The 24,069-nt window shown below is 71.3% G+C and carries 23 protein-coding genes and 1 pseudogene; 9 read left to right on the top strand and 15 right to left on the bottom strand.

The features are described from left to right. The first annotated feature begins 41 nt into the window (after nt 1-41). Both ACQPZW_RS19345 and ACQPZW_RS19340 read left to right on the top strand, forming a co-directional pair. On the top strand, nt 42-1,055 hold the full coding sequence (locus ACQPZW_RS19345; RefSeq protein ID WP_433796299.1) for a hypothetical protein: 1,014 nt from the start codon (nt 42-44) through the stop codon (nt 1,053-1,055). A gap of 346 nt (nt 1,056-1,401) precedes the next feature. After that, nucleotides 1,402-2,340 carry a carboxypeptidase-like regulatory domain-containing protein gene (locus tag ACQPZW_RS19340; RefSeq protein ID WP_433796298.1) on the top strand — a complete coding sequence of 313 codons (939 nt, stop codon included), beginning with the start codon at nt 1,402-1,404 and terminating at the stop codon, nt 2,338-2,340. Between the two features lie 395 nt (nt 2,341-2,735). Here the strand turns inward: ACQPZW_RS19340 and ACQPZW_RS19335 are convergent. The 3 genes and pseudogenes from ACQPZW_RS19335 to ACQPZW_RS19325 form a co-directional block, all read right to left on the bottom strand. Beyond that, nucleotides 2,736-3,611 (bottom strand): annotated as a pseudogene (locus ACQPZW_RS19335) (glycosyl hydrolase); the annotation flags it as partial. A 1,022-nt stretch (nt 3,612-4,633) separates the two neighbouring features. Next, on the bottom strand, nt 4,634-5,413 hold the full coding sequence (locus ACQPZW_RS19330) for an HlyD family efflux transporter periplasmic adaptor subunit (RefSeq protein WP_433796297.1): 780 nt from the start codon (nt 5,411-5,413) through the stop codon (nt 4,634-4,636). A 59-nt stretch (nt 5,414-5,472) separates the two neighbouring features. After that, nucleotides 5,473-7,083, bottom strand: coding sequence for a glycosyltransferase family 2 protein (locus ACQPZW_RS19325; protein WP_433796296.1), 1,611 nt, complete (start codon nt 7,081-7,083; stop codon nt 5,473-5,475). A gap of 598 nt (nt 7,084-7,681) precedes the next feature. On the opposite strand from ACQPZW_RS19325, the gene rraA reads away from it, so the two are divergent. From rraA to ACQPZW_RS19305, 4 genes are all read left to right on the top strand, one after another. Further along, nucleotides 7,682-8,158 carry a ribonuclease E activity regulator RraA gene (rraA, locus tag ACQPZW_RS19320; protein WP_433796295.1) on the top strand — a complete coding sequence of 159 codons (477 nt, stop codon included), beginning with the start codon at nt 7,682-7,684 and terminating at the stop codon, nt 8,156-8,158. 354 nt (nt 8,159-8,512) lie between these two features. Continuing rightward, nucleotides 8,513-8,956 (top strand): hypothetical protein, encoded by a 444-nt coding sequence (locus ACQPZW_RS19315; protein WP_433796294.1) that lies wholly within the window; start codon nt 8,513-8,515, stop codon nt 8,954-8,956. A 144-nt stretch (nt 8,957-9,100) separates the two neighbouring features. Continuing rightward, nucleotides 9,101-10,000, top strand: coding sequence for a CPBP family intramembrane glutamic endopeptidase (locus ACQPZW_RS19310; RefSeq protein WP_433796293.1), 900 nt, complete (start codon nt 9,101-9,103; stop codon nt 9,998-10,000). A 106-nt stretch (nt 10,001-10,106) separates the two neighbouring features. Beyond that, nucleotides 10,107-10,775 (top strand): class I SAM-dependent methyltransferase, encoded by a 669-nt coding sequence (locus ACQPZW_RS19305; protein WP_433796292.1) that lies wholly within the window; start codon nt 10,107-10,109, stop codon nt 10,773-10,775. Nucleotides 10,776-11,011: 236 nt separating this feature from the next. Here the strand turns inward: ACQPZW_RS19305 and ACQPZW_RS19300 are convergent, their stop codons facing one another. The 3 genes from ACQPZW_RS19300 to ACQPZW_RS19290 are packed head-to-tail and all read right to left on the bottom strand — an operon-like array spanning nt 11,012 to nt 12,590. Next, the gene (locus ACQPZW_RS19300) at nt 11,012-11,806 is read right to left on the bottom strand and encodes an MBL fold metallo-hydrolase (RefSeq protein ID WP_433796291.1); all 795 of its coding nucleotides are present in this window, start codon (nt 11,804-11,806) and stop codon (nt 11,012-11,014) included. After that, complete coding sequence (locus ACQPZW_RS19295; RefSeq protein WP_433796290.1) at nt 11,803-11,973, bottom strand: hypothetical protein; 171 nt, start codon at nt 11,971-11,973, stop codon at nt 11,803-11,805. Before ACQPZW_RS19295 ends, ACQPZW_RS19300 begins: the two co-directional genes overlap by 4 nt. 56 nt (nt 11,974-12,029) lie before the next feature. After that, nucleotides 12,030-12,590, bottom strand: coding sequence for a sensor histidine kinase (locus tag ACQPZW_RS19290; RefSeq protein WP_433796289.1), 561 nt, complete (start codon nt 12,588-12,590; stop codon nt 12,030-12,032). Between ACQPZW_RS19290 and ACQPZW_RS19285 the strand changes: the two genes are divergently transcribed. Then, entirely contained in the window at nt 12,562-13,206 is a 645-nt protein-coding gene (locus ACQPZW_RS19285) for a response regulator transcription factor (RefSeq protein ID WP_433796288.1), read from the top strand. The genes ACQPZW_RS19290 and ACQPZW_RS19285 overlap by 29 nt on opposite strands. A gap of 37 nt (nt 13,207-13,243) precedes the next feature. On the opposite strand, the gene ACQPZW_RS19280 is transcribed toward ACQPZW_RS19285, so the two are convergent. Both ACQPZW_RS19280 and ACQPZW_RS19275 read right to left on the bottom strand, forming a co-directional pair. Beyond that, complete coding sequence (locus ACQPZW_RS19280; protein WP_433796287.1) at nt 13,244-13,504, bottom strand: divalent metal cation transporter; 261 nt, start codon at nt 13,502-13,504, stop codon at nt 13,244-13,246. Continuing rightward, nucleotides 13,489-13,692, bottom strand: coding sequence for a hypothetical protein (locus ACQPZW_RS19275; protein ID WP_433796286.1), 204 nt, complete (start codon nt 13,690-13,692; stop codon nt 13,489-13,491). The genes ACQPZW_RS19280 and ACQPZW_RS19275 overlap by 16 nt, the downstream gene beginning before the upstream one ends. 111 nt (nt 13,693-13,803) lie before the next feature. Here ACQPZW_RS19275 and ACQPZW_RS19270 point away from each other — a divergent pair, with 111 nt between their 5' ends. Further along, nucleotides 13,804-14,397: a GNAT family N-acetyltransferase gene (locus ACQPZW_RS19270; protein WP_433796285.1), complete on the top strand. Its 594-nt coding sequence runs from the start codon at nt 13,804-13,806 to the stop codon at nt 14,395-14,397. Here the strand turns inward: ACQPZW_RS19270 and ACQPZW_RS19265 are convergent. Beyond that, nucleotides 14,391-14,609, bottom strand: coding sequence for a hypothetical protein (locus tag ACQPZW_RS19265; RefSeq protein WP_433796284.1), 219 nt, complete (start codon nt 14,607-14,609; stop codon nt 14,391-14,393). The two genes, ACQPZW_RS19270 and ACQPZW_RS19265, sit on opposite strands and share 7 nt — an antisense overlap. An 87-nt stretch (nt 14,610-14,696) precedes the next feature. Here ACQPZW_RS19265 and ACQPZW_RS19260 point away from each other — a divergent pair, with 87 nt between their 5' ends. Then, nucleotides 14,697-15,980 carry a serine hydrolase domain-containing protein gene (locus tag ACQPZW_RS19260; protein WP_433796283.1) on the top strand — a complete coding sequence of 428 codons (1,284 nt, stop codon included), beginning with the start codon at nt 14,697-14,699 and terminating at the stop codon, nt 15,978-15,980. A 96-nt stretch (nt 15,981-16,076) separates the two neighbouring features. Here the strand turns inward: ACQPZW_RS19260 and ACQPZW_RS19255 are convergent, their stop codons facing one another. The 6 genes from ACQPZW_RS19255 to ACQPZW_RS19230 are packed head-to-tail and all read right to left on the bottom strand — an operon-like array spanning nt 16,077 to nt 24,025. Next, on the bottom strand, nt 16,077-17,696 hold the full coding sequence (locus ACQPZW_RS19255) for a response regulator (RefSeq protein ID WP_433796282.1): 1,620 nt from the start codon (nt 17,694-17,696) through the stop codon (nt 16,077-16,079). After that, a complete protein-coding gene (locus ACQPZW_RS19250; RefSeq protein WP_433796281.1) occupies nt 17,689-18,138 on the bottom strand; it encodes a response regulator in 450 nt (149 codons plus the stop codon). The genes ACQPZW_RS19255 and ACQPZW_RS19250 overlap by 8 nt, the downstream gene beginning before the upstream one ends. Then, entirely contained in the window at nt 18,135-19,544 is a 1,410-nt protein-coding gene (locus ACQPZW_RS19245; RefSeq protein ID WP_433796280.1) for a sensor histidine kinase, read from the bottom strand. The genes ACQPZW_RS19250 and ACQPZW_RS19245 overlap by 4 nt, the downstream gene beginning before the upstream one ends. A gap of 55 nt (nt 19,545-19,599) precedes the next feature. After that, nucleotides 19,600-20,235, bottom strand: coding sequence for an ATP-grasp domain-containing protein (locus ACQPZW_RS19240; protein ID WP_433797575.1), 636 nt, complete (start codon nt 20,233-20,235; stop codon nt 19,600-19,602). Beyond that, on the bottom strand, nt 20,232-20,918 hold the full coding sequence (locus ACQPZW_RS19235; RefSeq protein WP_433796279.1) for a hypothetical protein: 687 nt from the start codon (nt 20,916-20,918) through the stop codon (nt 20,232-20,234). The genes ACQPZW_RS19240 and ACQPZW_RS19235 overlap by 4 nt, the downstream gene beginning before the upstream one ends. Further along, on the bottom strand, nt 20,915-24,025 hold the full coding sequence (locus ACQPZW_RS19230) for an amino acid adenylation domain-containing protein (RefSeq protein ID WP_433796278.1): 3,111 nt from the start codon (nt 24,023-24,025) through the stop codon (nt 20,915-20,917). The genes ACQPZW_RS19235 and ACQPZW_RS19230 overlap by 4 nt, the downstream gene beginning before the upstream one ends. Nucleotides 24,026-24,069 lie beyond the last annotated feature (44 nt).

Below are 24,069 nucleotides of genomic sequence, written 5' to 3'. Positions count from 1 at the left end.
TATAGGTTGTAGACAACTCTACAGCCACTAGACGGAGTGTCATGACAACCGAAACCCGAGCGGCCCGCGGACTCCTCCGGCAGCGCAGTGTGCAGATCACCGCCGTCCTCTGGGTGCTCGCCAGCGCCGCGGTCTTCCTGCTGGCACCCGACGGACTGCCGTTCCAGCGCGGCCACCACCCGGAGACCGCCTCCGGCGCGGTGATCAGCGGGCAGATCAATCTGGTGGTGCCGCTGATCCTGGTAGCCGTCACCTTCGCCATCACCCGGCGGCGCCCCCGCATCGACCTCGCGCAACGCTCACCCGAGCCGGCGGTCGCCCGCCGCGAGACCTTCACCCTCATCGCGTACGGCGTACTGGTCAGCCTGGGCGGCCTGGCGGTCGGGAAGCTCGCCGGCGAGCACGCGTACAGCCTGCACCTGCCGGGCACCATCTACGGACTGCACGGCCAGACCCTGCACGCGGGCTGGGTGATCGGCTGGGTGGCGTACAACCTGGTCGGTTTTGCGGTCGTCCCGTATCTGGTGTTCCGCCGCCGTGGCTACACGTCCACACAGCTCAGCCTGCGGTCCTCCGACCGGCGTGGCGACGCGATCCTGATCGCCGTCATCCTGGCGATCGAGTCGCTCGCCGAACTGGGCGGGCTGAGCAGCGCGATCTTCGACCTCAGCCCCCGGGAGCTGATGATCGGCATCCCGCTGGCGTTCACGGTCAACTTCCTCGGGACCGTGCTGCCCATCATGATCTTCATCTACGCGATCCTGCTGCCCCGATTCGCACGGTTGACCGGCTCCCCGGCCACCACCGCGATCCTCGGCGGTGTCGCCTACGCGGTCATCCACGTCTTCGAGTCGTGGGCGGTCTACGACACCGCGGACGCCGCGCTGCTCTCGGTGATCCTTCTGTTCCTGCAGTATCTGGGGCCGGGCATCATCAAGGCGGTGCTGACCCAGCGCACCGGCAACGCCTGGGTTCACGTGTGGGCGTACCACGCGATCGCCCCGCACGTCACCCTCGACACCGTCAACCTCCTGGACAGCCTCCGGTTGCGGTGAGACATCGACCCGCCCGGGTACGGCTGTGGGCAAGCCCGTCCCCGCGGCCTGCGATCCGCCGCCGCTGAACGACCATCGCGGACAGTTCCTGCCCTGTGCGGGGCCGTGATGCGGCGGATCCGAACCCGCAGCGGCTCAGCCCGCGCCCCACCAGGCGTGACAGCCGCTGTCGGCCGGTGGCGCGCGACCCGGTTGCCCCTTCGGGTCGCGCGAACCCACCCCGACAGGGCATAGTGGCCCGCGGCGTCATCGGCCGGTGTCGCTTTGTCCTTACTCAAGGTGGTTGTGACGTGACGACGCGCTTCAGGTGGTTGTGACGTGACGACGCGCTCAAGGTGGATGTGACGTGACGACGCGCCTACGTGCCCGATGGGCCCGAGCCGCCGCATTGCTCGCGCTGACCGGCGGGACGCTCGCGGTGGCCGCTACTCCCGCGGCCGGCGCACCGGCCCCCATCAAGATCCTGAGCGTGTCGGCGGAGAACGTGGAGCCCGGCGATAAGGTCCGGGTGCGATTCCGCGTCACGAACACCGGGTCCGCGGCCGAGACGGCCATCGTGGTCGTCGGCGCGGGCCTGAAATGCACCACCGGATGCCGGGCGGAGCCGAACCTCGGCGCCGGCAAGAGCCGCGACTTCGAGGCGACCGTCGTCGCGCCCGCCGCGGCCGCGGGTGAGACGAGCGGGCTCAACATCTCCGTCGCCGTGCGTCTCGGCGGGCAGAACAGCTTCGACTTCAAGATGGTCTACGTCCACGGCTCGGGCGCCGGGGCTCCCGAGACGGAGAAGCCGGTCGACCGGGTCACCGGCCGGGTCCGCGACGCGGGCGGGAAGGCTGTCGGCGGCGTGGCCCTGGCGGTCCGCGACAGCGAAGGACACGAATACCGTACGACCAGCGAGCCCAACGGCCGGTTCACGATCAAGTCGACCGCCGCCAAGCCGATCAGCGTGGGGTCGATCAAGGTCGCCGCGGCCAAGGACGGCTACCGCACCGCCCGTGCCACCGTCCAGGGCGCGGCCGGTGACACCGCGAGCGTGCAGGTGACTCTGACCGCGCTGGCCGCGCCCACCAGGACATCGTCCTCACCCGCAGCGAAGGCGAGCCCCCTCGCGGCGGTGGACGAGCCGGAGCCGGAGAAGACCATCATCGGAGAGGCGGCCCCCAACCTCGAGAAGGTCAGCGACGAGGGCAGTGGAGTGCTGCCGTTCGTCGTCGGCGGCCTGCTGGTCGTCGTGGGTGTGGGTGCGCTCGCCCTGCTGGTCGGCCGCCGCCGCAAGACCCCCTGACGTCCCGGTCGGCCCGCCGCAATCCGTACGCCTGGTCCTAGTCGGTCCGGGGACTCCTGCCGCCCCGCTGAAGACGGGGCTCGCACCCAGGGCGGGCCCTGGGTGCGATCCCTGGCCGAGAGCGCCACGCCGGCCCCTGACCGCGAAAGGTGTCGACGGTCAACGTCCGGGCGCCCGCAGGATCCGGGGGCGTCCGCGGGCCCGAACACCAGCGACCCCACCGGCGCGGCGGCTTTCGGCTGTGGGGGTCCCAGCACGGCCAGGGCCTCGACCCAGTAGCGGACCATCGCCCGGCTGGTGCTCTCCTCTCGGGAGACTCCGGCGTCGAGTCGGCGGCGGGCGGCCTCCGGGTCGGAGAGGGCGAGGTCGGCGGCGAAGAGGTCGCCCCAGACCGTGGGCTTGTCGCCCAGCTCCTTCTGGCGGGCGGCCGACGGACCGCGGTAGAACGCACCGGCGGTCAACGGCAGCAACTGGATGCCGAGGACGGACTCGGGCTTGGGGTCGAACCAGGTCGCATAGTCGATCTTGGCGTCCCAGACGATGCCCGCGGTGGTGTGCGCGTATCCGGCCTCGCGGGTCAAGCCCTCGCCAAGCCAGTACATCCGGGCCGTCGCCGCCTCCAGAGCGTAGTGGGCGATGCCGTACCCGGTCATCTGCGTGTTGTCGCGGACGACTCCCCAGCGGACCACCGCCTCCCAGGCCGCCACCGCTTCGCTGGACGACTCCTGGTTGTTGCCGTCGGCGAAGGGGGCGAAGCCCGAGGCGGCCGAGCTTCCCAGGTAGGCGTTGAAGGCCCGGAACGGCGGCAGTCCGCTCGCGGGGCCGATCGCCAGCGAGCCGGCGTAGTCGCGGATGATCAGGTCGACCACGTCGCCGTAGTCCCGGGCGAATGCGGGATCGGCCGTCGCCAGCACGGCTGCGGCGCGGACCAGGTAGCCGTACTGGAAGTGATGGTCGTTGTAGTCCTGTGCGCCGAACTCGGCGGGGACGGCTATCAGCCCGCCCCAGGTCGGGTCGTAGCCGAAGTACCGCCCGTCGGACGGCCCCGTGTAGGTGAGCCAGTCGACGAGTTGCGGCCGCAAGAGGTCGAGCGCCGCCGTGCGCTGTCCGTCCGCCCCGGAGGCGGCCGCGATCTCGGCGACGGTGGACAGCCGGCCGAGTTCCTTGAGTCCGAAGTAGCTGCCGCCCGCGCCGGGCGGATCGGCCAGGTCACGGTCCAGGTCGGCCAGCACGGCCCTGGTCGCCGCCTTGCTCAGCGAGACCTTCGGCATGGCGGTGAGCAGGCCGGGCATCGAGGTCCTGACCTGCACCGCGCCGGCCGCGACCACAGACATCGTCCCCCGCGCGTCCGGAAAGGTGCCCGCCAGTGGCACCGGCCCGGCGACCAGGCCCACCTGGTGGTGCGGCAGCAGGGCCCACGCTCCGGACCCACCGGCGGCCCGGCGTGCGGTGAGCGTCTGAGTGACCGTCCCGGCCGTGGCGTCGTACGCCGTGGTGGCCGTGGTCTGCACGATCGGATCGCCGGTGCTGGCCTTCTCCCAGCTCGCCTGCTCGGCGCCGATCGGGACCCTGGCGACGGCGATCTGCTCGCCCGACCCGGTGACGGTGGTCCCGGACTGCGCCAGGTCGGTGCCCAGGACGTCCCAGCGCCCGCCCGCGATGTCGAACCGGGCCCGGGTGGCTGAGCTACCGACGTCGCGGAAGGTGCCGGTCAGGGTGGGCGCCGCCCCGTCGAAGCGCAGCCACACCACCGGGCTGCCCTGCGCGAGGGTGACATCGACCCGGCCGCCGCCGGCGAGGCCGACCCGCAGGACGACGTGGAAGGCGCCGTAGCTGACGACGCTCACGGCGCCGGTGGCCGCGCCGACGGTGAGGGCGGGCAGAAACGGGGTGATGACGGCGTTGGCGGAGGCGGTGAGCGACGCGCCACTGATCTGCAGACCGCCGGCGGCGGCCTGCACGGCCAGCGGGTGGGTCCAGATCGGCTGGGTGCGGGGCCCGGTCAGCGCGGAGCTCCACCACTGGTTGGTCGGCACCGCCTGGCCGGTGAGGTCGCCGGCCTGTGCGGGGGCCTTGCCCGGTGCGGAGCCGGCCGGCAGTTCCTTGGCGATGCTTCCGCTGCCTGCTACCACGGGAAGCGTGAGCGGCGACGCGGCGGCGTCCTCCATGACCGTTCCGGCGTTCGGTGCCGGCGCGGCCGGAGCCGGGTCCGGCGGCGCGGCGTCCGGAGTGGAGGTGCACGCCGTCGGTGCGATGAGCGCCGCGATCGCGGTCATCGCCAGGATGCGGCGGTTCATGCGCTGTTCACGGCGGGGGTGCTGCCGACGGCCGTGGTGGTGTCGACGACCACCGCGAACTGCAGTCCCGGCACCAGCGTCCGCACGGTGGCACGGGCCGCCGGGTCCGGCCGCAGCACGATGGTCAACTCGTCCACAGCGCTCGCCGGGCGGTCGGCATCGACTTTCGGCTCGACCTTCTCCAGCGTGGCGGTTATCCGGCTGGACAGGCCGGGACCTGTCACGTAAGCGGTCATCCCGAGCCGGAACTTGCGCAGCTTCTCGAGCGGCACGTCGACCGCGAAGGCGACCTTGGCCGGGTCGTACAGGGTGACGATCGGCTCACCGGCTCGGGCGATCTGCCCCGGAGCAACGTTGATCTTGGTGATGATGCCCGCGGCGGGCGCCTGCAGTTTCTGCACTCGTCGCGCGTTGCCGTCGCCGTCCGCGGTCAGGGTGATGGTGGCCAGGACCGCGCCGGCGGTGACGCTGGTCCGCTCGGTGGTCAGCATGTCGGTGACGACGGCGGCGTCGGCCGAGCCGACGGTTATCGGCTGCGCGATGAGAACGGCCGTACCGGCATCCACCATGTTCTGTTCGGCGAGGCGCTGCCGCACGATGTGGGTGCCGCCCGCACCGGCCGCCGCCAGCAGGATCAGTACGACCAGGCTGGTACGCACGACTCGCAGCGCACTGCGTCCTCGGCGCTTCGGCGGCGGGTCCGCCGGGGCGGCAAGCTGAATGACCCTGGTCGAGTCGTTGTCGTAGGTTCTGACATTGTCGATCGTGGCGCTCATGGTCGTACCCTCTCGGCGGTGTGGACCGGATCAGGCGGCGGATGGGGTGGACGGAGAGGTCAGGCGGTCGCCGTGACCTGTTGCGGCCGGGTCGTGGTCTGTCCGCCGACGGGCGGGCGCGGGGCCTGCGACGATCCGGCCGGTGGCTTCGCGCCCTGCCGGAGCCGGCCGCCGGTGACCGATTCGAGGATCATCCGGCCGAGAATCAGGACGATCATGGAGGCCCAGCCGACGGACAGCCAGGTCGGTCCCGGATCGGCCATGACGAGCACACCGACCACGATGGCGGTGACGTTCAGCACCAACAGCGCGAACAACGGCATGACGGCCCACAGCGACCGGGTGCCGTCGCCGCCGGCGTTGGTGGCCTTCCACTTCGCCGGGCGGCCGAGCAGCACGCCGCCGAGCGCTCGCAGATGCACCGGCGTCGCGCCGATGCTGGCCACGATCGCCGACAGCTTGAACCCGCCCGACTGCAGCCAGGTGACCAGCAGCACGGCAGCCTGGAACGGCAGGTAGTGGGTCGCCCAGGCGAGGCCGTCGGCGCGAATCGGGCTCAGCGCGAAGAGGAGGTAGAGCGCCGGGAAGAGCATGAAGGTCAGCATCGCCACGGACAGCAGGTAATGCGTGCCGCAGAACAGGTACTGCAGTCGCTGGTCGATGGTCAGGCCGATGCCGCGCTTGAACAGCCGACCGCGTAGCAGCACCTCGAAACCACCGCTCGCCCAGCGCAACTGCTGCTTCAGATACGACGGGACGTCCTGTGGGGCCAGCCCGCGAGCCAGCACCTGCGGGACGTAGATGGACCTCCAGCCGCGCTTGTGCAGCTCGATCGACGTCCAGATGTCCTCGGAGTTGCTGCCCGTCCAGATGCCGCCGATGCTGTCCAGCGCGGCCCGCCGGAACATCACGTTCGTACCGACGCAGAAGGCGGCGTTGAAGTGGTTCTTGCCCGGGCAGACGAGCTCGTAGAAGATGCGCTGAGCCTCGCCGGAGCCGGTGGCGACCAGATTCACGTTGTTCGTATAGAACTGCGGGGACTGGACGAAGGCCACGTCCGCGTCGTGGAAGTGCGGCAGGATGCTGAGCAGGAAGTTCGCGTCGGGCACGTGGTCGGCGTCGAAGATGACCACGAACTCCCCGTTGGTGCGGGCCAGCCCGGCGTTGACGTTGCCGGCTTTCGCGTGCGCGCCGCCCGGGCGGCGCAGATAGCCGATGCCCACCTGGTCCGCGATCTCGCGCAGCTCGTCGCTGTCGCCGTCGTCTAGCAGGAACGTCCGGTGTGGCAGATCCATGTCGCGGGCCGCGACCATGGTGCGCTGGACCAGCGCCGGCTCCTCGCCGTACGCGGTGATGAAGACGTCGATGGACGGGACGTCCGACCCGGCCCGCAGCCGGTTGCGCCAGACCGTGGCGTCCACCGTCTCGGGCCGGTCGTCGTGGGCCAGGATGGTCCACCACGTGCCGATCAGGTGCAGGGCGGTCAGGCCTTCGGCAGCCAGCATGGCGAACCAGAGCCAGCCGGGCCCGCGGTACGCCGGGTTGAGCAGGAACAGCTGGTAGAACAGCGTGGCGGCGAGCGCCGCAATGATGGCTACGCGCGTCGAGCGCTGCAGCGGCCGCCATGCCAGGCGGGCTGCCCGGGCCGGCGGAACTGGCGGTGCCGTCATGGATGCTCCCGAAAGCCATCGATATCCAGCACCGTGGATTCGGTGCCGTAGACCAGGGAACAGGAAGATCTGCCGACATGCGACCCATCGCCCTGAACGTTTATATTCAGCACGGGTTACAAATTCATAAAATTGCCGCCTCCCGCGCGGGTTTATGATCTTCCTATATTGTTTTGCATCGCCCTTGAGCTGCCGCTAACCCTCTGGGCGCGTTAATTTCTGATGACCTTCCGGTCTCTTTGATTTCACCATGAAATGTTGGCCAGTGGGTGAGGTCACACTGCCCGCCGGCGAGGGCGGTAGGTCCTATCAATGTCGCCGAAACGTCGCCGAAACGGAGCGGCCTCCCGTCGGCAGGAGTCGATCCCACCGTCCGTTTCGGGATCCACTACTCCCCCCTTGGTGGCGCGCGCGAACTAATGGAGACCTCTATTACTCGATGAGGCTTGCTGAAGCACGGCGAGCCCGGGGCCCGCGCCGGCACGATCGAGGGCACGCCCTGAGACAGACCGGGCTGCGGCTCGGTGCCATCCTGTTCCTGCGCCCCTCGCCCACCGCCGGGTCGCGCGGCGCCCACGGCCCCACCGAAGGGAAACCCATGAACAGCACCGCCGACCTGTACGACGAGCACGGCGAGAGCCTCGGCTCCTGCGACACCCAGTTCCGCCAGTACGGCGGTGCCACCGTCTTCCACGGCCCCGCCGTCACCGTCTCCTGCTTCGAGGACAACGCCCTGCTCAAATCGGTGCTCACCGAACCGGGCGACGGCCGCGTGCTCGTCGTCGACGGCGGCGGCTCGCTGCACACCGCCCTGATGGGCGACATCATCGGCGGCCTCGCCGTCGGCAACCGCTGGGCCGGCGTCATCATCAACGGCGCCGTCCGCGACGTCGGCGCCCTGCGCGAGCTGCCGATCGGCATCAAGGCCCTCGGTTCCAACCCCCGCAAGAGCGGCAAGACCGGCGCCGGCGAGCGCGACGTGGAACTGGAGATCGGCGGCTGCCGCTTCACCCCCGGCGCCCACATCGTCAGCGACGACGACGGCATCGTGGTCCTGCCCGGCGACGCCGGCTGATCTGAGCGACACCTTGCCGGATGCGATCGCTTCGCCGTCCCCGCCGCCGTGATCAGCGGAGGCCACTGAGACCGTCGTCGCGGCGATCCGCCACCCGGCGCAGCGCGGACAGCCCACCGGTGCTCGCATCACCCGAACGGCCTATCGCCGTCATCGGTTGAACGGCTGGCGATCCCGGGAAGTGCCATCGAATTCGCGCCCACGTGGTCGGATTGGCGTTGCGTATTCCGATGTCGATATCGCGCGCATCACGTCTCGTCAATCAGACCAGAAGGATCGACCATGTCAACCACGAAAATCATCAACAAGCGCGGATGGCGCCGTACGGCGGCAGTTTCAGGGATTCTCGGCGGGGTGATGCTGGTGGCGGCGGCTCCCGCCGCGGCGACCACGGCCCGCCCGGCCTCCCCGGTCGGTGTCTCGGCCGGCGACGGGTCCGTGAACTGGGCCTGGACGTCGTACAAGAGCAGCGACTCCGCCTCGCAGTGCAACAACGACAAGGCCGGCATCGTCATCAATTACAGCGGCGATTACAAGGTCATCGTTCGGATGAACAACAGCACTTACACCTCCTACTCCGTTTATGACGACCTCAAATCGGTGACCGACGGCTTCAATTCCGGGTACCTGAGCGCGAGCCGCACGTATGCGTCGGGCACCTTCGACGCCAGCGGCAGCACCGCCTACGGAGTCGCCTCCTACGACTCCGGCAGCAACGAGCGACTGACGTCGTCGGTCAACGAATGGTCGTTCTCGTGCGGCTACACCTACGAAATGAACATCACGGACAGCGACTGATCGGTGCGGCACCGAGAACCGGTACAGCCTGCTGTACCCCGATTCGGGTGTCTCCGGGAGTGATCGAACCGTCTCCGGCTGATGGACTCGGAACCGCCGAGACAACTCGGCAGAGCAACTTCTGACGTCCCGATCGGAGAAGCCGTGGAGACGGTTCGCGCACTCGTCCGCCGATACCCGGTACTGACGTTCTTCGCCCTCGCCTTCGGGCTGAGCTGGGCCGCGTGGACGCCGTACGTGCTGGGCAACACCGGCCTCGACTGGGAACCGGAGTTCCAGCTCCCCACCGGGGCTGCGGGCCAAGTGGTCGGCATGCTGCCCGGCGCCTACCTCGGGCCGCTCGGCGCCGCGTTCATCGTCACCTCGCTCGTCGAGGGCCGCGCCGGTCTCCGGCAGTGGGCCCAGCGCCTGGTCCGCTGGCGGGTCGGCTGGCGCTGGTACGTCGCGATCCTGCTACTGGTCCCGGCCACGATCATGCTCGCGACACTGCCCGTTCCCGGCGCGCTGGCGGGTCTGTCCGTGCCCGGCTGGCAGATCCTGGTCGCGTTCCTGCCGATGCTCGGCGTCCAGCTGATCACCACGGCGGCGGCCGAGGAGCCCGGCTGGCGTGACTTCGCCCTGCCCCGGCTGCAGGAGCGGTACGGGCCACTGCCCGGCACGGTCATCCTCGGCTTCCTGTGGGGCTGCTGGCATCTGCCGCTGTTCCTCACCGAGTGGGGCGGGACGAACAAGTCGTGGACGCACCCGGTGCTCTTCGTCCTCTGCTGCATCCCGCTCAGCATCGTGATGACCTGGATCTTCAACCGCACCGGGCAGAGCCTGCCGATCGTCATGTTCTTCCACGCCGCGATCAACACCACGTACACCCTGGTCTGGGCGGAGGTCTTCACCACCCTGGACGGCGGCGACGCCAACCTGGTCAACCTGATCGGCGCGGGCGCCGCCGCGGCGCTCCTGCTCGTCGTGACCGGCGGCCGCCTCGGCCTTCGCACACCCCCTCACCAGCCCGTCCTCCCGGAGGTCGACAGCGCCCGCGCCGCCTGATCGCGGGATCAGGAAAGCGGAAGGCGCACGGCATGTGCCGGGCGGGATCGGGAAAGCGGGAGGCGCACGGCATCCCGGGGGCCGCTCGGCCTGGCATGCTGGGCCGATGGCAGACAGCGAATTGGACGGTCTCCTGGCCGAGCAGATCGCCTACTACCGCACCCGCGCCGGTGAGTACGACGCCACCTATCCCCTCGACACCCACGCCGACGCCGGCTCCCGTGCTCAGCTGCTGGCCGCGATGGAGCGGCATGCGCCCTACGGCAGGGTGCTGGAGCTGGCGTGCGGCACCGGGCAGTGGACCGCCGAGCTCGCCCGCCACGCCACGACGGTGACCGCCGTCGACGCCGCCCCCGAGGCGCTGGCCATCTGCCGCCGGCGCGTCGAGGGCGCCGCGGTGCACCTCGTCGAGGCCGACCTGTTCACGTGGCGGCCGCGGGAGCGCTACGACTTCGTGTTCTTCTCGGCCTGGCTGTCGCACGTCCCGCCGCAGCGCTTCGACGACTTCTGGGCGCTCGTCGCCGACTGCCTGACCCCGGACGGCCGGGTGTTCGTGATCGACGAGCTGCCGGCGGTGGCCACCGTGGAGCATCCCGCGCCGGGACAGCCGGCACCCGCCGTCCGCCGCGAGCTCACCACCGGTCAGGCCTTCCGTGCCGTCAAGGTCCTGCACTCCCCCGACGAGTTGCGGGCAAGCCTCGGCGCTCTCGGCTGGGACACCGACATCGCCACGGTGGGCTGGCGGTTCTTCCACGCCTCGCTCAGACGTCGGTGAGACGTCCGGGCCACCGCGGGACCACGGTGGCCGGGAGGCCGGGGCGCAGTGGCGATACGCGCTGGTCAGCGCCCGCGGCACCACGGTCGCGGTGACCCGGCGTCGCGCAGCGCTGTCACGGTCGCGTCGAGGTCCGCGGCTCCTAGCACCGCCTCGTATGTCTAGCACCGCCTCGTATGTCGATCCCATCGGGCCGCACCCCGACCGATGTCGGCGGCGATGGGCGGCACGGCCGGTCAGGCGACCGGGGACAGGCTCGCCACCCGGCCGCGTTCGAGGACCTGGATGCTGGTGAGCGACCGGTTGTCGCATTCGGTGAGGAAATCGCTGAGCGGGGACTTCATCACCGAGTAGTCGTCGTAGTGGATCGGCAGGGTCAGCCGCGGGCGGATCAGGCCGGTCAGGTCGGCACCCTGGCGGGCGTCCATGGTCAGCAGCAGGCCGAGCAGCCGGGTGCCGCCGAGGTGGATGAGCATCGCGTCGATCTCGCCGCACCGCTCCCGGATCTCGCCGAGATGTGGCCGGTACAGCGTGTCGCCGGTGATGTAGAGCCGCAGCCGCTGCTCGCCGTCGACCTCCCACTCGAGCAGCGAGCCCATCACGTCGGGCAGCAGCCGGTCGACGAATCCGGGGCCGTGCCGGCCGGGCAGGGCGGTGACCCGCAGCAGTTGCCCGTCGCGGCGCCACTCCCGGGCGTCCCAGGTGGGCAGCCCGGTGGCGGTGAAGTCGCGGCGGCGCAGGCGGCGCTGCGCCTGTGGGGTGGTGACGATCGGCAGGGTCGACGGCAGCGCCCGGCGCGCGGCGCGGTCGAAGTGGTCGCCGTGCAGGTGCGACAGCAGGACCATGTCGAGGGACGGCAGGTCGGCGTACGCCATCGCCGGGTCTTTGCGGCGTCGGGTCCACGCGCCGTAGCCGAGGTGGACGCGGCTGCCCGCCGGCCCGAACGCCGGGTCGGTGAGGACCGTGAACGTGCCGAGGCGCAGCAGGACGGTGGCGTTGCCGATGAACGTGACGTCGGCGTCCGGTGTCATGTGGCCACGACCGGTACGGGTCGGCGGCGGTCGCGGACCATCGGCGCGGCCCAGGTCAGAATGATCGCCAGCGCCAGTGGAACGGTCAGCGCGCCGGCCCCGGCGAGGATCAGGGCGGTCAGCCACATCGCGAGGATCAGAGTGCGAACGGTGAGTTCCGGTCTCATGGGGTTCTCCTTCCCTTCGAGGTGACCCGATCGAGCCGAGCGGCGGCCTGTACGGGTCAGGTGCGGTATCGCGGCAACGTCGCCTCCATCGCCAGGCCGGTGGGGGCCAGCGGCCGGGCACGGATGGTCCCGCCGAGTTCGGCGACCAACTGCCGGACCACCCACAGGCCGAGTCCACGATCGTCGGGCGGTGCGGTCCGCCGTCGCAGGGCGGTGGGCAGCCCGTCGGTGAGATCGCCCCGGTCGGTGACGGCGATGCGGACGTGGCGGGCCCGCACCCGGGCGACCAGCCGGGCCGGGCCGGGCGCGTGGCGTACCGCGTTGCTCACCAGGTTTATCAGGATCTGCTGGGTGTTGCGCGGATGCACCGGCCAGCGCAGCGCGGCGCGGCTGGCCGAGACGGTGAGCGCGTCGGCCGGGGCGGTCACCGCGACCGCCGGCAGAAGATCACCGAGCGCGACGGCCGCGACCGGACGGTCCGGCAGACCGGACACGGTGCCGGCGGCCTGGCCCAGGATCGCCTCGGCATAGGCCACGTGCTCGGCCGCCAGCCGGGTCAACTCGGCCCGGTCAGGGCAAACCGACGCCATGCGCACCGGGATCAGAGTCGCGGTCATCGATGACCACGACCTTTTCGTACGAGGACTCGAGCTGCTGCTGCCCGAAGTGAGCGACGGCCGCGCGACCGTGGTGACCAGCAGCGGCGATGAGGCGTACGCGGCGAGCGTGGTCCGCCACAGCGTGCCCGACGTGGTGCTGGTGGATCTGCACATGCCACCGCCGGGCGGGCTGCACGCCATCGAGTCGGTGCGCCGTGCCGCGCCCCGGGCACGGATCCTGGCCATGTCCGGCGACGACGACCCGGCTGTGGCGGTCACGGCGCTGCGGCGCGGGGCCAACGGCTTCCTGCCCAAGAGCAGCGACGCCGCCGATCTCCTGCAGCCGCTGCTCGCCGCGATCAACGGCTGGGTGGTGCTGCCCGACAGCCTGCTCACCGCACTGCTGGACTCCGGCCGGCACCGTGCGCCGGCACCGGTGCCGGCCGGGTTGAGCGCCGACGAGCTGGGACTGCTGCGCTCGATCGCGGCCGGGGCGTCGACGATCGAGATCGCGGCCCAGCGGCACGTGTCCGAACGTACCGTCAAACGGTTGACCGCCGCGCTGCTGCGCAAGCTGCACGTGTCCAGCCGGGCCGAGGCCGCGGCGCTGGCCGGACGGGCCGGTTTGTTGTGAGTCGGCATGGGAGCCCGGTTTCCCCTGTCCACGCGGCTCAACCAACCATTCTGACCAGCAGGAACGCGTTCAAGGCGATGATCAGTGCCGCTACGATCGACGCCACCGCGGTGGTGACCGGGCGGTTCACCTGATCGCCGAGCACATCGCGGCGGCGGGTCAGCCAGATCAACGGGACCAGCGCGAACGGCACCCCGAACGACAGCACCACCTGTGACCAGACCAGCGCCTGGGTGGGGTCGGCGCCGGCCAGCAGAACCGCCATCGCCGGGGCCATCGTGATCAGCCGGCGGACCACGAGCGGGACCTCCGGCGAAGGGCGTGCCGACCAGGTCGGCGTTGCCGGTGACCGGCTCGCCGGGCCTCGTCGAGGGCGGCGAGGATCCCGTCGTCGGGCCGGGCCGCCGTCGGCAGGGCGGTCCAGCCCGACACGGCCGCCAGCCGCCGGGCGGGGTCGCGGTCGCTGATCCACAGGCAGGTGGTCACGCCGACGGCACACCCGGGCAGGCCTGGCGCACGGCATCGACGGCGGCCGCCACGTCGCCGGCGCCGGATATCCGGTGGCTCGGCCATCGGTCACGGAGGAGCATGAGGCGTATGGCACTGGTCACCCCGACGTTGCACACCGCTCGGCTCCGGCTACGTCCCTTCGACGACGCCGATGCGGACGCCCTCTTCGCGGTGCACAGCAGCGTCTCCGTGCTGCGCTACTGGGACGCGCCGCCCTGGACCGACCCGGCGCGCGCGCAGCGGTTCATCGCAGCGTGCCGGCAGATGGCAGCGGAGGGCACCGGGGCGCGGCTGGCCGTGGATCGTCTCTCCGATGGGGCGTTCATCGGTTGGTGCGGCCTGACCCGGTGGAATCCGGACTATCGCAGCGCGGCGCTGGGCTACTGCTACCGCGAAGCGGCATGGGGTCACGGCTATGCGACGGAGACCGCGGGTGGCGTGCTGCGGTGGGCGTTCGACAACCTGGATCTGAATCGGGTTCAGGCGGAGACCGACACACGCAACGTGGCATCCGCCCGTGTGCTGGAGAAGCTCGGGTTCGTTCGCGAGGGGACGCTGCGGGAAGACTGCGTCGTGAATGGCGAGGTCTCGGACTCGTGGGTGTTCGGGCTGCTCAGGCGCGAGTGGCGGCCGTCGTCCTCCCGCACGGCGGCGGGAACCGCGGTCGGCTCGGGTCAGTGACGGGACGCGGCCTCGAACCCCAGCAGGCCCGCCCCCGTCGTCAGCCCGAACGCGATGACCAGCGCGAAGCCGATCAGCAACCCGAGACCCGCCCCGGTGACCAGGATCGTACGTCCGACGGTCATCGAGCTGTCCAGGATCGCGCGCCCCAGGCTCGGGTAGACGATCGGGGTGGGCCGGAACGGTGGGAGGTCGACACTCGATGCGCTCATGACGATGACGATCCGCCCGTCACCTCAAGCGGACCTCCAGCCCCGGGCAAACTCCCCGCAGGAAGAACGTCTGGGATCATCTCCGGGATGACCGTCGACCGTCGTGCGTTTCTCGGAGCCGGGTTCGCCGCCACCGCCGCGCTGGCCGGCTGTGCCGCCAGGCCCCAGGTGGTCAGGCCCGATGCCCTCAGGACCGTCCCCGGCCCGGCGGCGGCGCCCGCCGCCGGACCGCAGTACACCACGGCCGTCACCGGCATCCTGACCAGGAATCTCAAGCCCACCCCGCAGAATCCGAAGCATCCGGGGTACGCCGGGGCCGTGGCGCTGGCCATGGTCGACGGCAAGGTCACCATGCACACCGCCGTCGGGCACGCCCTGCGCTACGCGGCCGGCCCGAGGGAGCTGCCCGCGGGCAGACGGGTCGCCATGCGACCCGACTCGGTCTTCGACACCGCCTCCCTCACCAAGGTCTACACCGCGATCCTCGTCCTGCAACTGGCCGACCGCGGCAGGCTCGACCTGGACGCTCCGGTCCAGACCTACCTGCCCGGGTTCACCGGCGCCGGGAAGAACCGGGTCACGGTGGCGATGCTGCTCGCGCACACCGGCGCGCTCCCGGTCGGCGCGAAGGTGACCGGGCTGCCGAGCAACGCCGCCCGGCGCAAGGCGGTTCTCACCACCCCGCTGCTGTCCGGCGCCAGGCCCGGCGACGCGTTCCGCTACTCGAGCACCGGGCTGATGGTCCTGGGTCAGCTGGTGGAGAAGCTGACCGGCACGTCACTCGACAGGGCGCTGGCCGACAACGTGACCACCCCGCTCGGCCTGACGGACACCGGCTTCCTGCCGCTGAAGTGGCTGAGCGCCCCGGCGAAGGCGAAGCGGCTCGTCGCCACGGATGCCCGCAGCTCCCGTGGCCTGCTGCGCGGGATCGTCCACGACGACGTCTGCAACGTCCTCGGTGGTGTCGCGGGCCACGCCGGAGTGTTCGCCACCGCCAGGGACGTCGCCGCCATCGGGCAGATGCTGCTCGACGGTGGCACCTACAACGGCCGACGGATCCTCTCCACGGCGATGGTGACGCGGATGCTGACCAACGCCAACAAGGGCAAGAAGGCGTACGACGCGGAGCGCCCCCGCCGCCCCTCGGACCACGGTCTCGGCGTCACCCTGAACCAGCCGTGGTTCATGGGGAGGCTGGCCGGGCCGGCGACGTTCGGGCACACCGGGTTCACCGGCACGTCGCTGCTGGTCGAGCCGCGCCGCAAGCTGGTGCTCGTGCTGCTCACCAACCGCGCCCACCCGAACTGGAGCTGGGCCGACCCGGACCCGGTCCGTGTCGCCGTCGCGAACGCCGTCGCCGCCGCGCTCTGAACCGGCTCACGCCTGCTCGCGTTCAAGGTCCTCGGCGCGTCCGGGGCCGTCCGCAGTGCCCGGCGGCCCGGCGGTCCGGACGAGGCGGTCAGGCGGTCAGGCGGTCAGGGTCGCCCGGATCTGGCGCAGGAGGGTGGCGCCGTTGAACGGCTTGTCGACGATGGGCACGCCTTCGGGAAGCTGCCGGTCGCTGTCGGCGGTGTAGCCGGACATGAAGACGATGCGGATCGTGGGCCGGGCGGCGAGCACCGTCTGGATGAACTTGAGGACCGGCATGCCCGGCATGATGACGTCGGACAGCAGCAGGTCGAACGTCAGGGTGTCGTCGTTGACCAGCACGAGCGCCTCCTCGCGGGTGGCGGCGTCGGTCACCTGGTATCCGGCGCGGGTCAGGATCCGCCGGGTGATGGCGCGGATGTCGTCGTCATCCTCGACGACGAGGATCCGTTCGCCCAGGCCGGCCCGCGCCTCGCCGTCCGGTTCCGGTGATGTGCCGGCGTGGGCCGGGGCGGTCGCGGCGGGCAGGTAGACGCTGATCCGGGTGCCCACGCCGGGGGCCGAGTCGACCGCGATGGCGCCGGAGGCCTCCTGGACGGCGCCGTAGACGGTCGCCAGGCCGAGGCCGCTGCCCTGCCCGGTGCTGCGGGTGGTGAAGAACGGCTCGAACGCGCGGCGCTGGACCTCCTCGTCCATGCCGCAGCCATTGTCGGAGACGGTCAGGTGCACGTAGCGTCCCGGCTCGGGCGGGGCGCCGATGGCGCTGTCGGGCACCGTGGTGTCCGCGGCGGTGCAGATGGCCAGGTGTCCGCCTTCGGGCATCGCGGCACGGGCGTTGACCACCAGGTTCATGATGATCTGCTCCAGCCGGCTGGGGTCGATGGTGACGAACGCCGGCCCAGGGGTCAGGTCGATGCGGAACTCGATGTCCTCGCCGATGGTGCGGCGCAGCAGCCGTTCGATCTCGCCGACGACGGCGTTGAGGTCGACCACCTCGGGATGGGACGGCTGCAGGCGGCTGAAGATGAGCAGCTGGCGGGTCAGGGCGGTGGCCCGGCGGGCGGCGTGGGCGATGTTCTCCAGGTCGGGGCGGCACGGGTGGTCGGGGCCGAGCTCGTCGAGTACGAAGCCGGTGTAGCCGCCGATCACCCCGAGGATGTTGTTGAAGTCGTGGGCGACGCCGCCGGCCAGCTGGCCGAGGGAGTCGAGCCGTTCCGCCTGGTGCAGTTTGCGTTCCAGGTCGCGGCGCTGTTCGGCGGCCTCGACCTGCTCGACCCGGAACCGTTCCTCGCTGTCGCGTAGCGCCGACTGGGCCCGGCGCCGTTCCTGGCGGTCGCGGGCCTCGCGCAGCTCGCGTTGCACCGCCGGTCCCAGGCGGGTCAGTTTGTCCTTCAGGACGAAGTCGTGGGCGCCGGCGCGCATCAGCGCGGTGGCGGACTCCTCGCCGATCTGACCGGAGACGACGATGAAGGGGATGTCGCGGCCGGTCTCGCGCAGCAGCCGTAGCGCCGCCGCCGCGTCGAAGGTGGGCATCCCGTTGTCGGAGATCACGATGTCGGGTTGCTGGTCGTGCAGGGCCGCCGACATCGCCTCGGCGGTCTGCACACGGTCGTAGGTGACCTGCAGGCCGGAGCGGCGCAGCCGGTCGACCACGAGCACGGCGTCGTCGTCGCTGTCCTCGATCAGCAGCAGCCGGATCCGGTCCGGCTCGTCAGTCATGGAGCCGGCCCGCCGGGCGGTTCACCAGCAGCCAGTACATGCCCAGTAGGCGGACCGCGTCGAGGAACTCGTCGAACGCGACCGGCTTGCGGATGAAGCTGTTGGCGCCGAGGTCGTAGGTGTTGACGATGTCGCGTTCCTCGGTCGAGGTGGTGAGCACGACGACCGGCAGATAGCGGGTACGGTCGTGCGACCGGATGCTGCGCAGCACCTCCAGGCCGCTGACCTTGGGCATGTTGAGGTCCAGCAGGATCAGGGCGGGCAGGTTGTCGCCGCGTCCGTCGGGTGGCTCGTCCGGCGGGAAGAGGTATCGCAGCGCCTCCTCGCCGTCGGTGGCGATGTCCACGGCGTTGGTGATCTTGTTTTTCTTCAGCGCGCGCAGGGTGAGCGCGACGTCGTCGGGGCTGTCGTCGACGAGCAGGATCCGGTCACCGACGGTCATGGCGTTGCCTTTGCTGTGCTGAGAAGGTTGAAGTAGAACGTGGCGCCGTGGTCGATCTCGCCCTCGGCGACGATGCGGCCGCCGTGCCGGCGCACCACCCGGGCCACGATGGCGAGCCCGATGCCGCTGCCCTCGAAGTCGGAGGTGGTGTGCAGCCGCTGGAAGGCGTCGAAGAGCTTGCCGGCGTAGGTCATGTCGAAGCCGACGCCGTCGTCGCGGACGAAGAGGAAGTCCTCCCCGTCGCGGACGGTGCGTCCCACCTCGATGGTGGCGGCGGGCCGGCGGACGGTGAACTTCCACGAGTTGGCGAGCAGGTTCTGCAGGGCGAGCCGCAGCAGGTGCGGGTCGCCTTCGGCGGTGAGGTCGTCCGGGACGACGAGGGTGACGTCGCGGGACGGGTCGGCGGCCCGCAACTCGGTGAGGATGTCCTGGCTCATCGCGGTGAGGTCGACCTCGCGGCGTTCCAGGTCGGCGCGGGTGGCGCGGGACAGGTTGAGCAGGTCGTCGATCATCCGGCCCATGCGCCCGACGTTGCGTTGCAGGCGGTTGAGGTAGTCCTTGCCGACGTCGTCGAGGACGTCGGCGTAGTCCTCCAGCAGCGCGTCGCTGAACCCGTGCAGGGAGCGCAGCGGCGCGCGCAGGTCGTGCGAGACCGAGTAGGCGAACGCGTCGAGCTCCTTGTTCGAGGCCTCGAGCTCGGCGGTGCGCTGCCGGACCCGGGTCTCCAGGCCGGTGTTGAGCCGGCGGATCTCGTCCTCGGCCCGTTTACGTTCGGTGATGTCGGTGGAGATGCCGCACACGGCGTAGGGCTCGCCGTCGGTGCCGAGGACGGGGAACTTCACCGAGATGTACGTGCGGACGCCGTCCACGCCGTCGGCGGTCTCCTCGTACTGCACCGTCCGCCCGGCCGCCGCGACCCGCAGATCGTTGGCGCGCAGCTGGTCGGCGAGGGCGGCGGGGAACACGCCGTGGTCGGTCATGTTGATCACCTGATCGCGGGTGACGCCGAACAGTCGTTCCCACTCCTTGTTGACGAGCAGGTACTGGCCGTTGTCGACCCGCTTCATGTAGATGTTCGACTCGGTGTTGTCGATGAGCTTCTGGAGCTGGTTGTGGCTGGCGGCGGCCTCGTCGCGGGCTTCCTCGCGGGCCTGTTCGGCGCGGGCGAGGACGTTGCGCACGTGGATCGCGAGGCCGGCGAGCAGTGCGGCCTGCAGGCCGGCCACCACCGCCGCCGGCCGGTCGGCCCGGCGTAGCGCCAGTAGGCAGCCGGGTACGGCGGCGACCGCCACCGAGGCGGCCAGGAGCCGGCGCGCCGCGACCGCGTCACGGACGAGCAGGAGCCCGCGGAGGCCGAGATCTCGTAACGGCCGTGGCGGCGCGCTGACCGTAGAAGTCGTTGACACGGCTGCCCCCGATGCGACGAACTACGGTGAGCACCGACGCTACCACTGGCAGTGATCAGGGCATTCGGGTTTCGGTACGGTCGGGCGCGTACCCGTACTCCTGGTGAAGGGTCTGATCGATGATGCCGACCAGGGTGCGCACCTCGTGGTGCGAGCGCGCCGACCCGTGCACGATGCCGACGTAGGCCAGGGTGCCGCGCCGCCAGTCCAGCGCCGCGCCCGGCTGCGCGAAGACCTCGACCAGCCGGATGCCGTCGACCCGGCCGAGGTCGTCGACACCGTCGAGCCGCCGCAGTTCGACCGCCTCCATCGGCGGGGTGAGGAAATACTGGAACGCGTGCCGCCGGTGGCCGGCAGCCGGTGGCGGGCACGGGCGGCCCAGTGCGATCGTCAGCGCCGCCCGGACCAGGTCGAATCCGCGGGCCCGCCGCACCAGATCACCCACGTAACCGCCGAGCCGGCCGTTGACCTCGATGATCCGCGGACCGTCCGGGGTGAGTTTGACCTCGGTGTGGGTGATCCCGTGCCGCACGCCGAGCGCGGCCAGCGCCGCCCCGGTCAGCGCCAGCACCTCGTCACGGCAGTCGTCGCCGAGCGTGCTCGGGACCACGTACCCGGTCTCGCGCAGTGGTGGCGCCAGCGGGAACTTCCCGGTCACCTCGACGTGCCGGACCTCGCCGTGGGAGGTCATCGACTCGACCGAGACGTAGTCGGCCCAGTCCGGCCCGGCCACCGACGCATCGCCGGGCAGCAGCTGCTCGACGACGAACTCGGCGCCGGCGCCCGCACCGGCGTCCGGCTCGGCGGAACCGCGCCCGGGCCGGCGTCCGGCTCGGTAAAACTGCGCCACCGCTCGGCCGCCTCCGCGAGGCTGTGCACCGTGCAGGTACGGGCGCTCGCCGCACCCGACCGGGGTTTCAGGATCGCGGGCAGGCCGACGGCGTCCAGGGCCGGACCGAGGCCCGCCGGATCACGGACGATCCGGCACGTGGTGTCCTGCACGCCCGCCTCGGCCAGCATTCGCCGCTGCGTGTACTTGTCGGTCACCGCGGCCGCCGTGTCCACATCGAGGAAGGCCAGACCGAGACGGGCGGCCAGGGCGGCCGCCCGGTTGATCTGACTCTCACTGAACGTGACGATCCCGGCCAGCGCGGCGCAGTCCGGGTGCGCGAGGATCTCGTCGTCGGTCAGGCCGGTGATGTCGGCGACCCGCGCCAGGGCACGGATCTCGTCGATCAGCGGCCGCACGTGCGGCAGGTCCCGGTCGCAGAGGAAGACGACGTCGGCGAGGTTGCGGGCGGACGCCAGAATCGTCATCGGGCTGGCCGAGCCGAAGTCGAACACGACGGCCAGCCGGGGCAGCGCCGCCGTCATGAGCGGGCGGCCGTCGGGGCCGGGAAGTAGCCGGAGCGCTGGAAGAACCGTACGTACCGGTCCAACAGGGCGCCGTCGACCGGTGGCATGGCCACCTCCGAACCGGCCAGCGCCCGTTCGGCGGCGCCCCGCCCGAAGTGGGGGAAACGGTCGGCGAAGTACATCTGCTTGACGACCAGGCCGCTGCGCGGGCACCGGTCCACCCACAGCGGCACGAACGGCGCGAACGGGTGCTGAGGATGCTCGGCCACATACGCCACCGCCCCCGTCACCCACTCGTCGAACGGCAGCAGCCGGACCGGATAGCCGTGCCCCCGCAGCACCTCGACCATGTCACGCAGCGTGCCGGGCCGCGGATTGGTCAGATGGTAGGTGCCGCCGTGACGGGTCCGGGTGAGCGCGATGTGCACGATCTGCGCCGCCAGCACGTCGACCGGCACGAGATCCAGCGACTGGTCGACGTCCGGCGCGGTGCCGGTGTCGACCATCAGCCGCAGCAGCGCGCAGGTGGCGTTCTCCAGGTTCCAGGCGCCGTGGACCACGTCGCCGGACACCTCGTACGGCCGGTGGATCGCGACCGGCAGCCCGTCACGGGACGCGTGGGCCAGCACCGACTCGGCCATCCACTTCGCCTCCGTGTATCCCATGAACAGGTGCTCGGGATAGGCCAGGGGCGTGTTCTCCGAGACCTCGCGAACCCCGGCGGCGCCGAACCCGGCCAGCACCGCCAGCGTCGACACGTAGTGCACGGGCACCCGTCGCGGCATCGCGAGCCGTACGACCTCCCGGGTGCCGCCGACGGTCACCGGCGCCAGTTGCGAGTAGGGGTAGGTGAAGTTCACGTACGCGCCGGCGTGCACGATCAGGTCCACCCGCCGGCCGAGATCGTCGAACGCCGCCGCGGACAGTCCGAGATGCGGTCGTCCCAGGTCGCCGGGCACCGGCCGTACCCGGTCGGCGGGCAGTTCGCCCAGCCCGTACCGCCGCTGACCCTGCGCCAGCCGCCACCCGGCCGCATCCTCGTCGCGCGCCCGGACCAGGCAATGGATCGTCGCCTCCGTCTCGGTCAGCAGCCGGCGCAGCAGGTAGCCGCCGAGGAAACCGGTGCCGCCGGTCAGCAGGACCGCCGCGCCGCGAAGCCGCAGCGCCTCGGTGGGCGCGTCGTCGTCGGCCGGTGACCGTGGCCGGACCACCAGCGCGGGCACCGCGCCGGTGTCGAGCCCGCTCTCGCGCCGGAAGTCGGCGTCCAGCGCGGCGAGATCCCCGTCGAGCAGACCGGTACGCGCCTGCTGCACCGCGGCGGCGCTGGCGGCGAGGCTCGGATCGGCCAGCAGCCGCGACGTCAGGAACCGGCCCTGTGCCGCATCGACGCCGAACATCGTCTGCAACCGCACGAACAGCCGGGCCGCCAGCAGCGAGTTGCCGCCCAGATCGAAGAAGCCGGTCTCGCGGCTGATCTCGTCGGCGTCCACGTCCAGTACGTCGGCCCACAGCCGGGCGACCCCCACCTCGATCGGTGTTGCCGGTGGCGTGCCGCCGGCGGTGTCCGGCCCGGTCGCGGCCAGCGACGCCCGGTCGACCTTGCCCGTCGCGGCCAGTGGCAGCCGCTCCAGCTCGACGATGCGGGCCGGCCGCATGAACGCGGGCAGCCGCTCGGCCAGCAGCGCGCGGACCCGCGCCACCGGCGCGGCCGAGCCGTCGCGCGCCGGCTGGTAGTAGGCGACGATCGACCGGGTGTCCGGGTCGTCGCCGGTGACCACGACCGCCGCCGCGGCGACCCCGTCGCAACCGGCGATGACCGTCTCGATCTCGTCGAGCTCGACCCGGAAGCCACGGATCTTCACCATCCGGTCCCGGCGACCGAGGAAGTCGATGCTGCCGTCCGGCAGCCATCGGGCCCGGTCGCCGGTACGGAACCGGCGCGCCCCGGGCCGGCGGGCGAACGGATCGGCCCGGAACCGGTCGGCCGTCAGAGCGGGATCGTTGACGTATCCCAGCGCGACGCCGTCGCCGCCGACCCACAGCTCGCCCTCGGCGCCGACCGGCACCGGCTCGCCCTCGTCGTCGAGGATGTGACAGGTGGAGTTGGCGACCGGGCGCCCGATCGGGATCCGGTCGGCCTCCACCGGCACCGCGGTGATGTGGTGGACGGTGGAGAAGGTGGTGTTCTCGGTCGGCCCGTAGCCGTTGAGCAGCATCTGCGGCGCGCCGCCGGCCAGCACCCGGCGCACCAGGTCCGGGTCGAGCACGTCGCCACCGGCGATCAGGCAGCGCAGGCCGGCGAACATCGCCGGCAGCGTCCGCGCGCACTGGTGGAACACCCCCGCGGTCAGCCACGCCACGGTGACGGCCTCGCGCTGGAACAACCGCTGCAGAGCGGCCGGGTCCAGCAGGGTGGGCCCGTCGACGATCACCAGCCGGGCGCCGTTGAGCAGCGCGCCCCAGATCTCGAACACCGACGCGTCGAAGGCGGGATGCCCGGTGTGCGACAGCCGGTCGGTCGCGGTGATCCGATACTGATCCGCGCCGACCACGAGACGGACAACGGCACGATGGGGTACGGCGACAGCCTTCGGCACTCCGGTCGATCCGGAGGTGAACAGGACGTACGCCGGATCGTCGCCGCCGGTCACCGGTCGTTCCCGTAACGCCGGGCCGTCACGACGGTCCGCCGCGTCGATCGTGGTCGGACCGTCCGCGAGGCCCGGCGCACCCGGCAGCGCGACCACGTGCCGGATGCCGATCTGCTCGATCAGGGTCGCCAGCCGCCCGGGCGGGTCGTCGGGGTCCAGCGGCACGTAGGCGGCGCCCGCCTTCATGATCGCGAGCATCCCGGCCGGCGCCTCCAGACACCGGCCGCCCAGCAGTCCCACCCGGTCACCGGCCCGGACACCGGCCTCGGCCAGCCGTGCCGCCAGCGCGTCGGACCACCGATCGAGCTCGGCGTAGGTGACCCGGCGATCACCGTCGACCACCGCCGTCGCGCTGGACCACGACACCGCCCGCCGCACGAACAGATCCACGATCGATGACGTCGCCGGGTAGTCGGTCACCCGTCCCCGCCACTCGACCGGCGGCAACCTTCCCGCGGACTCGTCACCTGCCATCGTCGGGCCTCCGCCTCACCAGTCCCTACCCCATGCTGCGGGCG

Origin of the sequence: Actinoplanes sp. CA-252034, assembly GCF_050956125.1 — a bacterium.
In the GTDB taxonomy this organism is placed as follows: Bacteria; Actinomycetota; Actinomycetes; order Mycobacteriales; family Micromonosporaceae; genus Actinoplanes.
This window is presented reverse-complemented; position numbering and strand designations above follow the sequence as displayed.

Excerpts from the sequence above, each read along its gene's own strand:
- ACQPZW_RS19345 (WP_433796299.1), top strand. The coding sequence starts at position 42 with ATGACAACCGAAACCCGAGCGGCCCGCGGACTCCTCCGGCAGCGCAGT.
- ACQPZW_RS19330 (WP_433796297.1), bottom strand. The coding sequence starts at position 5,413 with ATGAGCGCCACGATCGACAATGTCAGAACCTACGACAACGACTCGACC.
- ACQPZW_RS19325 (WP_433796296.1), bottom strand. The coding sequence starts at position 7,083 with ATGACGGCACCGCCAGTTCCGCCGGCCCGGGCAGCCCGCCTGGCATGG.
- rraA (WP_433796295.1), top strand. The coding sequence starts at position 7,682 with ATGAACAGCACCGCCGACCTGTACGACGAGCACGGCGAGAGCCTCGGC.
- ACQPZW_RS19305 (WP_433796292.1), top strand. The coding sequence starts at position 10,107 with ATGGCAGACAGCGAATTGGACGGTCTCCTGGCCGAGCAGATCGCCTAC.
- ACQPZW_RS19300 (WP_433796291.1), bottom strand. The coding sequence starts at position 11,806 with ATGACACCGGACGCCGACGTCACGTTCATCGGCAACGCCACCGTCCTG.
- ACQPZW_RS19295 (WP_433796290.1), bottom strand. The coding sequence starts at position 11,973 with ATGAGACCGGAACTCACCGTTCGCACTCTGATCCTCGCGATGTGGCTG.
- ACQPZW_RS19285 (WP_433796288.1), top strand. The coding sequence starts at position 12,562 with ATGCGCACCGGGATCAGAGTCGCGGTCATCGATGACCACGACCTTTTC.
- ACQPZW_RS19290 (WP_433796289.1), bottom strand. The coding sequence starts at position 12,590 with ATGACCGCGACTCTGATCCCGGTGCGCATGGCGTCGGTTTGCCCTGAC.
- ACQPZW_RS19270 (WP_433796285.1), top strand. The coding sequence starts at position 13,804 with ATGGCACTGGTCACCCCGACGTTGCACACCGCTCGGCTCCGGCTACGT.
- ACQPZW_RS19265 (WP_433796284.1), bottom strand. The coding sequence starts at position 14,609 with ATGAGCGCATCGAGTGTCGACCTCCCACCGTTCCGGCCCACCCCGATC.
- ACQPZW_RS19260 (WP_433796283.1), top strand. The coding sequence starts at position 14,697 with ATGACCGTCGACCGTCGTGCGTTTCTCGGAGCCGGGTTCGCCGCCACC.
- ACQPZW_RS19255 (WP_433796282.1), bottom strand. The coding sequence starts at position 17,696 with ATGACTGACGAGCCGGACCGGATCCGGCTGCTGCTGATCGAGGACAGC.
- ACQPZW_RS19250 (WP_433796281.1), bottom strand. The coding sequence starts at position 18,138 with ATGACCGTCGGTGACCGGATCCTGCTCGTCGACGACAGCCCCGACGAC.
- ACQPZW_RS19240 (WP_433797575.1), bottom strand. The coding sequence starts at position 20,235 with ATGACCTCCCACGGCGAGGTCCGGCACGTCGAGGTGACCGGGAAGTTC.
- ACQPZW_RS19235 (WP_433796279.1), bottom strand. The coding sequence starts at position 20,918 with ATGACGGCGGCGCTGCCCCGGCTGGCCGTCGTGTTCGACTTCGGCTCG.
- ACQPZW_RS19230 (WP_433796278.1), bottom strand. The coding sequence starts at position 24,025 with ATGGCAGGTGACGAGTCCGCGGGAAGGTTGCCGCCGGTCGAGTGGCGG.